We start from the raw sequence: 13797 nt of genomic DNA on the forward strand, positions 1-13797 counted from the left end.
CATGGAAAACCGATCGTATGCATTGATGACGGGCGTCTTCACGATCGCCCTGCTGGTGGCCACCGTGCTGGTGGGCCTCTGGCTGAACCGCGACAAGTCCGAACTGTCGCCGTATGAAATCGTCACCACCCAGTCGATCCCGGGCCTGAACCCGCAGGCGACGGTGCGTTACCGCGGCCTCGAAGTGGGACGCGTCGACGAGATCGTGTTCGACCCGAAGGTGACCGGCCAGATTTTGATCAGGTTGTCGGTCGAAGACGGCTCGCCGATCACCACCACCACCTTCGCTTCGCTCGGCTACCAGGGGGTGACCGGCATCGCCTTCATCCAGCTCGACGACGACCGCACCGGTTCGCCGTTGCTGAAAACCGACCCGGCCCACGTGGGCCGCATTCCGCTGCGTCCGGGCCTGCTCGACCAGCTGGAAAAGCGCGGCGTCGCCATCCTCGACCGCACCGAGCAGATCACGGCGCGCCTGAACAACCTGATGAGCGACGAGAACCAGAAGACCATCATCGGTGCCTTCGACAACATCAGCAAGGCGGCTGCCGCCTATGGCGCGATTCCGGAAAAACTCGGCCCGACGATCGACCGCCTGCCGGCCCTGGCCGACAAGATCGACCACAGCGTCAACGCCTTCGGCGCCTTCTCCGACAGCGCCAAGGCGACCGCCGACAATTACAACCGCCTCGCGACCGGCCTGCAGGCGCCGGACGGTCCCTTGACCCGCCTGAACGGCGCGATCGGCTCGCTGCAGGGCGTGACCAGCGACCTGGAAGCGGAAACGCTGCCGCACCTGACCCGCATGACGGATGAGGCGCGCACCGCGCTGCGTTCGGTGCGCCGCACCGCCGACTCGCTGTCGGACCGCCCGCAGGGCATCCTGTTCGGCAATCCGAACGTCCAACCCGGCCCCGGCGAGCCGGGCTTCGTCGCCCCGACCAAATGAGGATCATTTTGAACAACCACCTGCCCCGCCTCCTCGGCGCCGCCGTCCTCGCCCTTGCTGTTGCTGGTTGCGCCTCGAACAAGAACGCCGGCGCCAACACGCAGTTCGATTTCGGCCCGCTCGGCGCGCCTACCGCACCGGTCGCCCAGGCGCCGCTGTCGGCCATCGTCGTGATGGATGCGACCGGCTCGCCGACCTTCGAGAACGAGCGCATGGTCTACCGCCTGAACTACAACGACCCGCTGCAGGCGCGCACCTATGCCAACAGCCGCTGGAGCGCGAATCCACTGCTGCTGGTAACGCAGCGCATCAAGTCGCGCCTGGCGCAGGCTGGCGTGAAAGTGCTGTCGGCCACCGATTCGGCCACGGACGTGCCGAGCCTGCGCATCGAGATCGACGATTTTTCGCACGCATTCTCCAGCACCACGGCCAGCGAAGGCCAAGTGGTCCTGCGCGCCTCGCTGTTCGACGGCCACGCGCTGTCCGGCCAGAAGACGTTCATGCGTGCGACGCCGGCGCCAAGTGCCGACGCGGCCGGCGGCGCGCGTGCGCTGGCCGGCAGCACCGACGCCGTCGCCGCCGACATCATCGCCTGGCTCGCCTCCGATCGCCGCCAGCGATGACCGAAGCGGAAGCGCACCCGGACGGGCATGACGCTGCGCCAGGCCTGGAAGCGCCGCGCCGCGGTTCGCCCGTCGTGCGTGCCACGCTGCTGGCCTACCTGCTCCTGATCGTCTACGCCAGCTGGTATCCGTTCACGGGCTGGCGCAGCAATGGCCTGCCGCTGCTGTCGTTCATGAACCTGGTCAAGCAGCGCTACTGGACCGGCTTCGACGTGACGGTGAATGTCGTCGGCTATATCCCGCTCGGCATCTTGCTGGCGCTGGCCATGTACCCGCTGGTGCGCGGGGTCTGGGCGGCGCTGCTGGCGGCGATCATCGGCTTCCTGGTCTCGGGCACGATGGAGGCGGTGCAGAATTTCCTGCCCAGCCGCGTGCCCTCGAACCTCGATTTGCTCACCAATGCGGCCGGCGCCTTCGTCGGCGCCTGCATCGGCCCGCTGCTGGCGCGCAGCCTGCTCGACCAGGGACGGCTGTATCGCCTGCGCAAACGCTGGTTCGCGCCGCACGCCAGCCAGGGCCTGGTGCTGCTTGCGTTGTGGCCGCTGGCCCAGATCTATCCGCAAAGTTTTTTATTCGGCCACGGCCAGGTGCTGCCCATCATCTCTGGCTGGCTGTCGGACTGGTTCGAGGCAGACATCGACCTGATCGCCATGCTGCGCCCGGGACCGGCGATGAGCGTCGAGCAGTACTGGCTGTCCGAGACGATCATCACCGCCTGCGGCATGACAGGCGCCGCACTCACCCTGCTGTGCCTGCTACGCCGGGGCGCGCCGCGCTACACCCTGATGATCCTGATGCTGGCCGCGGCGCTGGTACTCAAAACGCTGGCCAGTTCGCTGCTGTTCCGGCCCGATAACGCCTTTGTCTGGATCACGCCGGGCGCCGAGGGCGGCTTCCTGATCGGCCTGATCATGCTGGCCGGCCTCGCGTTTGCGCCGCAACTGGCGCAGAGAAGGCTGGCAGTGGTGACGCTCGTACTGAGCCTGATCGTGGTGAACACGATTCCCGCGAACCCGTATTTCACGCTGACACTGCAGGGCTGGGTGCAGGGCAAATTCCTGAATTTCAATGGGGCGGCGCAGTTCCTGTCGCTGTTGTGGCCGTTTTTTGCCTTGTGGTTCCTGCTGCTGCCGTCCCATAAACTCAATCGCGGTTAGGCCCCACTTCAGAACGCGTATCATTGCGGCTGGCCACGTCAAGGATAGCGAGAACGACATGAGCGACAACAAACCGTATTACGAACACCACGTATTCTTCTGCATGAACGTGCGGGAAGGCGAAAATTGCCGCGAGAGCTGCGGCAAGGCCGGCGCCGAAGCCGCGCAAAAGCACGCCAAGAAGCGCATCAAGGCGCTGGGCCTGAACGAGCCCGGCAAGGTGCGCATCAACCAGGCCGGCTGCCTCGAGCGCTGCGAAGAAGGCCCGGTGGTCGTCATCTACCCGCAAGGGACCTGGTACACCTATGTCGATACGAGCGACATCGACGACATCATCGATACCCACATCCTGGGTGGCCAGGTTGTCGAACGCCTGAAAATCTGATTTTTTTTAAAGTACATGAACAAGTTTTCGAAACGTTTTACCCTGGACGGCCCGGCCGGCAAGATGGAATGCATGCTCGACCTGCCGGAAGGCGCGCCGCGCGGCATCGCCCTGGTCGCCCACCCGCATCCGCTCTACGGCGGCACGATGGAAAACAAGGTCACGCAAACGCTGGCGCGCACCTTCGTGACGCTCGGCTACGCCACCGCCCGTTTCAACTTCCGCGGCGTCGGCCAGTCCGAGGGCGAGCATGACCGCGGCCATGGCGAAGTCGACGACATGGCCTTCATGATGGAACACATGCTGGCGGAATACCCCGGCCTGCCGGTGGCATTGTCCGGCTTTTCCTTCGGTACCTTTGTCCAGTCCCAGCTGCACGCGCGCCTGGTGAACGAAGGCAAGCCGGACGCGATCGAGCGTATGGTGCTGGTCGGCACCGCCGCCGGCAAATGGCCGCTGCCGAGCGTGCCGGAAGACACGATCCTGATCCATGGCGAGCTGGACGACACGATCACCCTGCAGATGGTGTTCGACTGGGCGCGGCCGCAGGAAATCCCGGTGATCGTCATTCCGGGGGCAGATCACTTCTTCCACAAACGTCTCAACCCGATCAAAAATCTTGTCCTGCAAATGTGGCGGCGTGACAATTGACGCGTTACAGTCCACCTGCACTGGCCTATAATTAGGCACTTCATTGAATCCATGCTGGCGGGCAATGTTCTATTGACATCCCGCGGCATCCGCACCACCCCTACTGACTTCACCTGACTTACATTTACATTAAGCTCCCATGAAAAAACTGATTGCGGCCGTCGCGGCCAGCCTGTTGATGATGTCGGCGGGCGCGCAAAACGTCCCAGCCCCGCAGATCGCGGCAAGATCCTGGCTGCTGCTCGACGCCACCAGCGGCCAGGTCATCGCGGCCCAGGACCCGGGCATGCGCATCGAGCCGGCCTCGCTGACCAAGGTCATGACCGCCTACGTCGTCTTCGAGGCGATTCGCGACAAGAAGCTCGCCCTGAACACGATGGTCAACGTCTCGCCGCGCGCCTGGAAAGTCGATTCGAGCAGCTCGAAGATGTTCATCGACCCGGCCACGCCGGTCAGCGTCGACGACCTGCTGCACGGCCTGATGATTCAGTCGGGTAACGACGCCGCCGTCGCGCTGGCGGAAGCCGTTGCCGGCGACGAAGGCACGTTTGTCGTGCTGATGAACCGTGAAGCCCAGCGCATGGGCATGAAGAACACGAAGTTCGCCAACCCGCACGGCCTGCCGAGCCCGGACAACTTCTCGACCGCGCAAGACCTGGCAACGCTGGCCAAGAACGTGATCCGCGACTTCCCGGAGTTCTACAAGATCGACTCCGTCAAACAGTTCACCTATAACAAGATCACCCAGCAGAACCGCAACCGCCTGCTGTGGCTGGACCCGACCGTCGACGGCATGAAGACCGGTCACACCGAATCCTCGGGCTACAGCATGATCGCCTCGGCCCACCGTCCGAACGGCAATTCCGGCGAGCGCCGCCTGATTTCGGTCGTCTCCGGCACCAGCTCGGACGGGGTGCGTACCCAGGAAAGCCAGAAACTCCTGAACTGGGGCTTCCAGAACTTCGACACCGTCAAACTGTATTCGAAGGGCCAGGCGATCGCCACGCCGGAAGTGTGGAAAGGCTCGCAATCGACCGTCAAGATTGGCTTCACGAACGACGTGCTGGTGACGGTACCGAAGGGCGTCGCCGGCAAACTCAAGCCTGTGCTCGAACGCAAGGACCCGCTGGTCGCCCCGCTGCCGAGAAATGGCCGCGTCGGTACCTTGAAGATGATGGTCGACAACAAGCCGCTGCTGGTGCTGCCGGTGGTGGCGCTGGAAGAAGTGCAGGAAGCGAGCATCTTTGGGCGCGCCTGGGATTCGCTGCGTTTGATGATCAAGTAAGCTGTTGCTTCATTCATGAGAATGCCCGCCCGGTTCGCGCCTGGCGGGCATTTTTGTTTGTGCGAATAATTGATGTCTCCGGACTGCGATACCGTTAGCGGGCCGTAGGGTGGGCGCCCCGTGCCCAAGGGAAACGATGCTCAGCCCGGCGGTCCTTCCGAGCTGCACAGCAATCCGCGGAGCGCGTGGAATCATCGGAAAACAGCCGCAGGCCAAGCAGATTTCCGCGTGGGCACAGGGCGCCCACCCTACCGTCTGCTCTTCGTGCGCGTAAAGGCGGGAGCTATAATGCCTCGTTACTTTTCAAGCAAGAAAGCCCCGCCATGACCACGTCCCTCGCCTGCCCTCGCATCACCACCCGCAAGGATGGCCTCGCCCTGTCGCGCATCATCGCCGGCATGTGGCGCCTGGGCGAATGGGATATGTCGGTGCAGCAGCGCATCGCCTTCATCGAGGAATGCATCGCGATGGGCGTGACCAGCTTCGACCACGCCGACATCTATGGCAACTACAGCGTCGAGGGCCTGTTCGGCGCAGCGTTGCGCGCCCAGCCTTCGCTGCGCGGCCGCATGGAAATCGTCAGCAAATGCGGGATCAAACTCGTGTCCCCAAGCCGTCCCGCGCACACGATCCAGCATTACGACACCAGCCTGGAACACATCGTCGCTTCCTGCGAACACTCCCTGCGCCAGCTGGATACCGATTATCTCGACCTGCTGCTGATCCACCGCCCGGACCCGTTGATGAATTTCGACGAGGTCGCCGAAGCCTTTACGCGCCTGCAGGCGGCGGGCAAGGTGCGCCAGGTCGGCGTGTCGAATTTCACCCGCCACCAGTTCGAGTCGCTGAACCGGCGTGTGCCGCTGGCGACGAACCAGGTGGAATTTTCGCCGCTGCACACGGCGCCGCTGTTCGACGAGACCTTCGACGGCCTGCAAGACCTGGGCATTTCTCCGATGATCTGGTCGCCGCTGGGCGGCGGGCGCCTGTTCAGCGGGCAGGACGCCCACGGCGCCAGCTTGCGCGCCGTGATCCAGGAGATCGCGGACCGTCTCGGCCAGTCGTTCACCAGCGTCGTGTTCGCCTGGATCATGGCGCTGCCGAGCCGGCCGATGCCGCTCACCGGCAGCGGCAAGGTCGCCTCCGTCGCGGCAGCCGTGGCCGCTACCAGCTTTGCCCTCGAGCGCAGCGACTGGTTCGCGGTCCTGCGCGCGGCGCGCGGCCACGAGGTGGCGTGACCATGGCCGAGCCGCTCAAAATCGTCGAAGGAAACGCGCTGACGCAGCAGCAGAAGAAGGATTTATTGAACCGCCTGGCGCGCATCGAGGGGCAATTGCGCGGCGTGCAGAAGCTGATTGCGCTGGCGGCCGAGCCGGCCGATTGCGAGGCGGTGGCCCAGCAGATGGCGGCGGCGCGCAAGGCGCTCGACCGCTCGTTCGTTCAATTGCTCACGGCAAGCGTGGTGACCCACAGCGAAGCGGCCGACGACCTCGACAGCGCACGGGCCGTGGCTGCCCGGCTGGCGGCCTTGCTGGACAAGTTCGCCTAGCGCGAGGCCTCAGATTTCCTCGTCCCCGTAAACGATGGGCGGCGCGATGCCGCGCCAGCCGGAGCGCCATGCAATGTTCAGCAGCAGCGTCGCGCCGATGTACAGCAAGAAGAAAAGCACGAAAAAGCGCGTCCGCAGTATGACGAGGAGCAGAACGGCGGCGACAATCACGCCTATGATGCTTTTGCTCAGGCGTTGCTTGCTGCTAGGAAATCGTACCGTCGAGACCATCAGCGTGCCGACCGCCACCATCAGCGCCATCACCGCGAAGGCCTGGGTATTGTTGACGACGGGGTCAGGCCAGGCCAGCACGACCGCGGCGACGCAGGCAGCGCCGGCCGTGATCGGCATGCCGACGAAATAGCGCGGATCGGTGCGCCCGACCGAAATATTAAAACGGGCCAGGCGCAGCGCGCCGCAAGCGACAAAGATGAAACAGGCAAGGCCGCCCATGCGCACGATGGTGGGATGCGCAGCAGTCATCTGGGCGAAACCGTAGCAGTACAGCAGCAAACCCGGGGCGCAGCCGAAATTCATCACGTCGGCGATCGAATCGAGCTGGACACCGAAATCGGACTGGGTATTGGTGGCGCGTGCAACAAAACCGTCGAGCGCGTCGAACACGCCGGCCAGCACCAGCAGGATGGCAGCGAGGCGGAAGTCTCCCGGCTCACCGACCTGGGCGTTGTCGACCGAGATGACGATGCTGCCGAAGCCGCAGGCAATCGACAGCAGGGTCACAAAACTCGGCAAGGCGAACTTGGCGCGCGCAAGGCGTGCGGGACGGGATTGGTTCAATTCGGGTCCGGGCAAAAGAAGGATGACCCTATTCTACAGTGCGCACGGACCCGGTCGCGCACGGCGCCCACCGTCGTGCATATTCGATTTGTCCTAGAATGTGCCTTTCGGTGCAGATTCAGGTCAGGGGTATACGGATGAGCAATTTCCTTCGGGCGAAGATGATGGTGGCGACGTGCATCGCCGCTGCGGCCCTGGCCGCTTGCGGGGGTGGAGGCGGCGGCACCAGCGCGACTCCGGCACCGGTCGCAAACACGCCGACCCAGCCCGCCATCCCTGATCCGCTGACGCCGGCGCCGCCGGTGACGGATACGCCGACCGGGCCGGGTGCGCCGCTCGCCACCGGCAATATCGCGCTCGATGGCCGAGAGTGGATCAATTACCGCCGCGGCCTGATCGGCATGTCGACGCTCACGCACAGCACCGTTATCGACATTGCGGCGCAGGGCCACTCAGATTACTTGCGCATCAACGTTAATTCCACCAACCCCATTTCGCACGACCAGGTTACCGGCACGGAAGGCTTTACCGGCGCTAAAACACAGGATCGCCTGGCCGCCGCCGGCTACGTGTTCAACACGCTCGCCTCGCGCGCGTATGGCGAAGTCATTTCGGGTACCCCCAATAATTCCGGCCAGTACATGGCTGAAGAACTGATCACAGCGGTCTACCACCGCTTCGTCATTTTTGAACCTATCTTCAAGGAAATCGGCACCGGCGCGGCAACCAATGCCCAAGGGTATAACTATTTCACCGCTAACTTTACCGCCAACAATGGCTACGGCGCCGGCCTGCCCAGTGGCCAGGTGGCGGTCTGGCCCTTTAATGGTCAGACTGCCGTGACGCCTGTCTTCTTCAACTATACCGAAACACCGAATCCTGTCCCTCCCTGCAAGGAAAATCCGGCACCCGGCTGCGGCGTCGATAAGGTCGGCTATCCGGTCAGTGTGCATGCCAACATCGACGTGAACCTCAGGGTCACCGGCTTTACCATCCGTCCGCACGGGGGCGCCGAACTCTCTGTCCGCCTGCTGTCGAATGCCAACGACCCACACACCGGAAGCTCGTCAGCCGCGATCGTTCCGCTGGCGCCGCTGGCGGCGAACACGACCTACGACGTCAGCTTCACCGGCACCGCCGACAGCGCGCCAGTCACGCGCAGCTGGTCGTTCACCACCCGCTGACCGGATGACGGCGCACCAGCCCGGCTCGCCTTCACCTTCCCCGGACGTGCCCCGCGCGCCGCCGGTCCTCGACATCGAGGCCGGCGTCGAACGCCTGATGGGCAACCGCGCCATCTACCTGCGCGCCCTCGCGCGCTTTCGCAATAATTACCGCAGCGCCGCCAGTGCGATCCGCCATGCGATTGACGCCGGCGACGGGCCCGAGGCGCGGCGCCTGGCCCATACGCTCAAGGGCGCGGCCGGAATGATCGAAGCCCCGGCGCTGTACGCGGCGGCGCTGGCGCTGGAACATGGCTTGCGCGATGGTGCCGGCGGCGTCGATGCACTGCTCGCCCATGCCGACGCCGTGCTGCAGGCGCTGCTGCGCGAACTCGATGCGATGGTGTTGCTGGCGCAGGAAACGCCACGCGCGCCCGTACCCGCGCCAGGCAACAGCATGGCCCGGCTGCGCATCATGCTCGACATCGGCGACGGCGCGGCGGTCGAGCTGGTGGCTGGGGCGCACAGTCAACTGAGCGCGTATCTGGGAAAGCGGGAATTTGAGGAACTGAGCGCGGCGGTAGCGAATTTCGATTACGAACGCGCGTTGGATCTGCTCGACCGGCCCAGGCGGGCCGGAAGCTAGAGAAGCGGGAGGCGCGCGTTCAGCGCGTGTATTCCGCTTCTTCGTCGAAAGCGTCGGTGCAGTCCTTGCCGCAGAAACGGCGTACGCTGTCGACCGGTTTGTCGCAGTACCAGCACGAACCTTTCGGCGGCAGGCTTACGCGCGACGGCCTGGTTTGCACCGTGGCGGGGGGCAGCGATTCGGAGGCCGCACCGTCGTTCATCACACTGTCTTGTATCGTTTCCAAGGTCCACTCCCTACGGCAGCACGTCAAGTCGTCAAGCAAGATTACTGTAGCGGAACATTCGGAGCATGAGTAATCGCAACAGGAATGTTCCGATGCGGCGGCGCTGCCACAGCCGTTACGAAGAACAAGTTTGCGCCCAACCCGGCGCAGTCGCAACGTCGTTATCAGCACATCGGGCGCCTTGCGGCAAGCCTGCAACAGATCGCCCAACGGCCGCCGCGCAGCCGTAAAAAGCGATGTCAACCGCGGAAATCATAGCAGTGTCGGTAAGCGATCCCGGCGGTCAGCCAATCGTGCGCGGGCGTTTAATTGCGAGATTTTGTAACAGGGAAAGAGCGCTGTTCAGCGTTGCGGAGCAGGCTCCAGCGAGACGCGCAGGCCATTGGACGTGGTGGCGATCCGGGTCGGCACGTACTGCACGCCGGCATAGCTCAGCTCGTCCATTCGGAAACTGTAGACGGGAATATCGAGGATCGCCTTGTCGAGCAAGCCATTCGCCGCGCGCGACAGCTGGCGCGTGACCGACTCGTCCAGCCCGTTGACGTCGAAGCGTTCCAGGCGCGGCTCGGCCAGGTACACGCCGCTTCGCGCCGGGTCGACATACAGGCGGCCCGAGAAGGCCAGCGTGCCGGCCAAGGGGTTGCGCAGGAAGGATTGGGCGACGCTGGCTTCGAGCGTGAGCGCGACGCGGTCGCCCGGCAGCACCGCCAGTTGCGGGCGAGACAGGCGGACGTCGAACAGTTGGAGCAGGCGGTTATCCATCGGAAAACGACGGTCGAGGCTGGCCTGCAGTTTATGGAGCGGCACGTCGACTTCGCGCGGGCCGAGGATGCTGGCGCAGGAGCTCAGGGCGGCGGCCGCAGCCAGGCTTGAAGCGATGAGGAAGACGCGCCGTGCGCGCAGGGGGAGGTTTTCAGCCATGCCAGCTCCTTGGGTTCGGGCTCAAGGGTAGCATGCGCTGCGGAGACGGGTGGTTTTCGTAGGGTGGACTCTTGAGTCCACGCGGTGCGGCAGATGCAAGTCGAAACGTGACGCCAATGCCAAGTAGATTGGTCTTCGCTACCTTTGCAGTACGCAAATGTACGACCGCGTGGGCACAAGCGCCCGGTGAATCCGTCATTGATGCCATTGGCATCAATGGCCCCGTACGGTGCACAACGGACGGGAGTGCTTACTTACCGATACAGAAGCGGCTGAAAATCACCCCCAGCAAATCGTCCGGCGTGAACTCTCCGGTAATGCTGGACAACTGATCCTGCGCCAATCTGAGCTCTTCGGCAAACAGGTCCAGCGACTGATCATCCTGCGCCGCATGCTGTGCCGCCACATCCAGGTGCTGGCGCGCCCCACGCAGCGCGATCAGGTGGCGTTCGCGCGCCAGGTACAGCGATTCGCCCGTCTGCTGCCAGCCCGCGATGCGCAGCAATTCGGCGCGCAGCAAGTCGATGCCGGTCTTTTCATTCGCCGACAAATAGATATGCGTCGCGTCGGCCGCGCCCTCGACCGCCGCGCGGTGACCCGACAAATCGATCTTGTTCCAGATGCGCACCACCGGCACCCCGGCCGGGAAGGCGGCGACGATGGTCTCGTCCGCGGCGCTCGGCCCAAGGCTGGCGTCGAGCAGGTGCAGGATCACGTCGGCCTTGCCGACTTCGCCCCAGGTGCGCTCGATACCGATGCGCTCGACCACGTCGATGCCGTCGTCGATCGCGCGGATTCCGGCCGTGTCGATGATATTGAGCGGTATGCCCTCGATCTGGATCGTCTCGCTGACTTTGTCACGCGTGGTGCCGGCGATCGGCGTGACGATCGCCACTTCCGCCCCCGCCAGCGCATTCAAGAGCGACGATTTACCCACGTTCGGCTGGCCGACCAGCACGACATTCAGGCCTTCGCGCAGCAAGGCGCCCTGCGCCGCCTGGCGGAACACGTGTTCCACTGATTCGATGATGCCGGCTAGCTGCCCGCGTGCATTCGATTTTTCCAGGAAATCGATTTCTTCTTCCGGGAAGTCGAGCGTGGCCTCGACCAGCATGCGCAAATTGATCGTCTGCTCGACCAGCCGGTGCACGACTTGCGAGAAGGCGCCCGACAAGGACTGGGAAGCCGACTTCGCCGCCGCTTCCGTGGACGCGTCGATCAGGTCGGCGACCGCTTCGGCCTGGGCCAGGTCGAGCTTGTCGTTCAGGTAGGCGCGGCGCGTGAATTCGCCGGGCTCGGCCAGGCGCAGGCCGTGTTCGCGGCCCGCTTCCAGCACCCGCGCCAGCAGCATCTGCAGCACGACCGGGCCGCCGTGGCCCTGGAGTTCGAGCACGTCTTCGCCGGTATAGGAATGCGGCGCCTTGAAGTACAGGGCGAGGCCCTGGTCGATGACGCTGCCGTCGACGGATTTAAAGGGGATATAGGTCGCGTGGCGCGGCGCCAGTCTGGCGTCGGGGAACAGCGCTTCGATCAGCGGGCCGAGCGATTTACCGGAGGCGCGGACCACGCCGATGCCGCCGCGGCCTGGTGCGGTAGCGATGGCCGCGATGGGAGAGGTATCTAGCTTCATGGGGCGAATTGTAGATGATTTATGCGAAGCATCGGGTGTACCGTAGGGTGGGCACGGGGTGCCCACCCTACGCAACAATAAAAAAAGCCCGCGGAATCCGCGGGCTTTCGTCTACTGCACAGGCGGTTTTACTTCGTCGCCGTGCCGTACTTCTTGGTAATCACCCACTGCTGCGCGATCGACACCAGGTTGTTCACCACCCAGTACAGGACCAGGCCCGACGGGAAGAAGACGAACATGACCGAGAACGCCAGCGGCATGAACATCATCATCTTCGCCTGCATCGGGTCGGCCGGCTGCGGGTTCAGGCGCGCCGTGACGAACATCGAGATCGCGTACAGCACCGGCAGGATGTAGAACGGGTCAGGCTGGGTCAGGTCGTGGATCCAGCCCACCCATGGCGCGCCGCGCATCTCGACCGAGGCCTGCAGCACGTAGTACAGGGCCAGGAAGACCGGCATCTGCACCAGGATCGGCAGGCAGCCGCCCAGCGGGTTGATCTTCTCAGTCTTGTACAGCTCCATCGTGGCTTGCTGCATCTTGGCCGGATCGGCCTTGTAGCGCTCGCGGATCGCCTGCATCTTCGGCGTCACGACGCGCATCTTCGCCATGCTGCGGTAGCCGGCGGCCGACAGCGGGAAGAAGGCCAGCTTGATCAGGATCGTGAAGGCGATGATGGTCCAGCCCCAGTTGCCCAGCAGCTGGTGGATCTGGTCGATGATCCAGAACAGCGGCTTGGCGATGATCGCGAACATGCCGTAGTCCTTGACCAGTTCCAGGCCCGGGGTGATTTTCTCCAGCTTTTTCTCATCCTGCGGACCCGAATACAGGCGCGCCGTGTTCGAGACGGTGGCGCCCGGCGCCACGGTGCCGAGCGGCTGGACGGTGCCGATCGCATACAGGTTGGTGGCGATCTTCTTGGTAAAGATGTCGCGCGGAGTATTTTCAGCCGGAATGAATGCCGACACGAAGAAGTGCTGCGAAACCGCCACCCAGCCGCCATTCGCCTTCGTTGCGTGCTCGGCCTTGCCCTTCTCGATGTTTTCGAAACTCAGCTTCTTGTACTTGTCTTCCGGAGTCCACACGATCGGGCTATTCGGAAAGCTCGGCATGAACCACGAACCGCCCGGCGGCTTGTTGCCGTCGTGCTGCAGTTGCAGGTAGAGCGAAGGCTGCACCGGCGCCGCGGTCAGGTTGGTGACGTCGTGACGCACGTCGATGACGTAGTCGCCGCGTTTGAAGGTCAGCGTCTTGGTCAGCTTGACGCCGCCCTGCTCCGCGTCGAGCACGACTTGCACGGCATTGCCGTTGTCCAGGGTACGCGTGCCGGGACGCGCCACGAACACCGTGTTGTGGTTAGGCAGGACGCCGGCCGGGGTCGAACCGATCAGGCCGGTCTGGCCCAGATACGTGTTGTTGCCCGAGACGTCGAACAGCACCTGGTTCTTCGTCTTGTCGAAGTGGTCCGGGTATTTCAGCAGCTCGAGGTGGCGGATCACGCCGCCGGCGGTATCGATCTCGGCCTTGATGACGTCGGTCGTGACGGTGATGACCTCGGCGCGCACAGGGGCAGGCGCGGCCGGCTGGCCCGGCACCGCGCCTGGAACGGCGCCCTGCTGGCCGGCGGCCGGGACACCGGTCGTCGTGCCGGTGGCGGCGGCGCCATTGGCTGGCGCCTGCGCGACCTTGGCCGGCGGCGCGGGGGAGAACATCGACGGCTTACCGCTCGACACCATCCAGTTATTCCACAGGACGACAAGCGAGATGGCGAAGACAATCCACAGAATGGTACGTTTATTGATTTCCATTGAGGT

General features: G+C 64.1%; 15 protein-coding genes. 10 read left to right on the plus strand and 5 right to left on the minus strand.

From position 1 onward, the window contains the following. Position 1: 1 nt before the first annotated feature. The 8 genes from AC1MEM_RS02445 (at position 2) to AC1MEM_RS02480 (ending at position 6599) form a co-directional block, all read left to right on the plus strand. Complete coding sequence (locus tag AC1MEM_RS02445; RefSeq protein WP_499475091.1) at positions 2-949, plus strand: MlaD family protein; 948 nt, start codon at positions 2-4, stop codon at positions 947-949. After that, complete coding sequence (locus tag AC1MEM_RS02450; protein WP_499475092.1) at positions 946-1572, plus strand: ABC-type transport auxiliary lipoprotein family protein; 627 nt, start codon at positions 946-948, stop codon at positions 1570-1572. The genes AC1MEM_RS02445 and AC1MEM_RS02450 overlap by 4 nt, the downstream gene beginning before the upstream one ends. Then, positions 1569-2729, plus strand: coding sequence for a VanZ family protein (locus tag AC1MEM_RS02455; protein ID WP_499475094.1), 1161 nt, complete (start codon positions 1569-1571; stop codon positions 2727-2729). Before AC1MEM_RS02450 ends, AC1MEM_RS02455 begins: the two co-directional genes overlap by 4 nt. A 58-nt stretch (positions 2730-2787) precedes the next feature. Continuing rightward, positions 2788-3114 (plus strand): (2Fe-2S) ferredoxin domain-containing protein, encoded by a 327-nt coding sequence (locus AC1MEM_RS02460; RefSeq protein WP_499475096.1) that lies wholly within the window; start codon positions 2788-2790, stop codon positions 3112-3114. A gap of 15 nt (positions 3115-3129) precedes the next feature. Next, positions 3130-3765: an alpha/beta hydrolase gene (locus tag AC1MEM_RS02465; RefSeq protein WP_499475097.1), complete on the plus strand. Its 636-nt coding sequence runs from the start codon at positions 3130-3132 to the stop codon at positions 3763-3765. 139 nt (positions 3766-3904) lie between these two features. Beyond that, positions 3905-5050, plus strand: a complete 1146-nt coding sequence (locus AC1MEM_RS02470) for a D-alanyl-D-alanine carboxypeptidase family protein (RefSeq protein ID WP_499475098.1) — start codon at positions 3905-3907, stop codon at positions 5048-5050. 323 nt (positions 5051-5373) lie between these two features. After that, positions 5374-6288 (plus strand): aldo/keto reductase, encoded by a 915-nt coding sequence (locus AC1MEM_RS02475; RefSeq protein ID WP_499475100.1) that lies wholly within the window; start codon positions 5374-5376, stop codon positions 6286-6288. Positions 6289-6290: 2 nt separating this feature from the next. Next, positions 6291-6599 (plus strand): metal-sensitive transcriptional regulator, encoded by a 309-nt coding sequence (locus AC1MEM_RS02480; RefSeq protein ID WP_499475101.1) that lies wholly within the window; start codon positions 6291-6293, stop codon positions 6597-6599. A 9-nt stretch (positions 6600-6608) separates the two neighbouring features. Here AC1MEM_RS02480 and pssA read toward each other — a convergent pair whose 3' ends face one another. After that, positions 6609-7397 (minus strand): CDP-diacylglycerol--serine O-phosphatidyltransferase, encoded by a 789-nt coding sequence (gene pssA, locus AC1MEM_RS02485; protein ID WP_499475103.1) that lies wholly within the window; start codon positions 7395-7397, stop codon positions 6609-6611. Positions 7398-7534: 137 nt separating this feature from the next. On the opposite strand from pssA, the gene AC1MEM_RS02490 reads away from it, so the two are divergent. Then, entirely contained in the window at positions 7535-8581 is a 1047-nt protein-coding gene (locus AC1MEM_RS02490; RefSeq protein ID WP_499475104.1) for a CAP domain-containing protein, read from the plus strand. Positions 8582-8585: 4 nt separating this feature from the next. Next, positions 8586-9206 carry an Hpt domain-containing protein gene (locus AC1MEM_RS02495; RefSeq protein WP_499475105.1) on the plus strand — a complete coding sequence of 207 codons (621 nt, stop codon included), beginning with the start codon at positions 8586-8588 and terminating at the stop codon, positions 9204-9206. A gap of 19 nt (positions 9207-9225) precedes the next feature. Here AC1MEM_RS02495 and AC1MEM_RS02500 read toward each other — a convergent pair whose 3' ends face one another. The 4 genes from AC1MEM_RS02500 to yidC form a co-directional block, all read right to left on the minus strand. Then, a complete protein-coding gene (locus tag AC1MEM_RS02500) occupies positions 9226-9432 on the minus strand; it encodes a hypothetical protein (protein ID WP_499475106.1) in 207 nt (68 codons plus the stop codon). 342 nt (positions 9433-9774) lie between these two features. Then, positions 9775-10353 carry a DUF1439 domain-containing protein gene (locus AC1MEM_RS02505; protein ID WP_499475107.1) on the minus strand — a complete coding sequence of 193 codons (579 nt, stop codon included), beginning with the start codon at positions 10351-10353 and terminating at the stop codon, positions 9775-9777. 250 nt (positions 10354-10603) lie between these two features. Continuing rightward, positions 10604-11983: a tRNA uridine-5-carboxymethylaminomethyl(34) synthesis GTPase MnmE gene (gene mnmE, locus AC1MEM_RS02510; RefSeq protein ID WP_499475108.1), complete on the minus strand. Its 1380-nt coding sequence runs from the start codon at positions 11981-11983 to the stop codon at positions 10604-10606. Between the two features lie 128 nt (positions 11984-12111). Beyond that, on the minus strand, positions 12112-13791 hold the full coding sequence (gene yidC, locus AC1MEM_RS02515; RefSeq protein ID WP_499475109.1) for a membrane protein insertase YidC: 1680 nt from the start codon (positions 13789-13791) through the stop codon (positions 12112-12114). Positions 13792-13797: the final 6 nt, after the last annotated feature.

This window comes from Telluria sp. AIW5 (assembly GCF_056680575.1).